1 pseudogene is annotated in these 467 nt (G+C 68.7%); it reads left to right on the top strand.

Going from position 1 to position 467, the window contains the following annotated elements:
• Window positions 1-90: 90 nt before the first annotated feature.
• Window positions 91-467, top strand: a pseudogene (locus GVL03_RS19850) (excinuclease ABC subunit A); the annotation flags it as partial.

The following is a 467-nucleotide window of genomic DNA, read 5'->3' on the forward strand; positions in this document are numbered from 1 at the left end:
GGCACGATCGAGAAAGCGGACGTTGGCTGCGGGCAATATCGGGACCGCGCCTACACCTCGCCAGCTGCCGGCGGGCCATGCTCCGCGGCAATGAAAACCCCTCCCAAGACGCCCCCTGCAGTGCCCTCGCCCGACGACACCGACTTCGACGGGTTCATCGAAGTGCGCGGCGCACGCGAACACAACCTTCAGAACGTGGACGTGCGCATCCCGCGCAACGCGCTCGTCGTGTTCACCGGCGTCTCCGGCTCCGGCAAGTCCTCGCTCGCCTTCGGCACCATCTATGCCGAAGCGCAGCGCCGGTATTTCGAATCGGTCGCGCCCTATGCGCGGCGCCTGATTGACCAGGTGGGCGTGCCGCAGGTCGATGCGATCGAGGGCCTGCCGCCGGACGTGGCGCTGCAGCAGCAGCGCGGCACGCCGAGCGCGCGCTCGTCGGTGGGCAGCGTGACCACCATCTCCAGCCT

This window comes from Microbacterium sp. 18062 (genome assembly GCF_902706225.1).
In the GTDB taxonomy this organism is placed as follows: Bacteria; Actinomycetota; Actinomycetes; order Actinomycetales; family Microbacteriaceae; genus Microbacterium.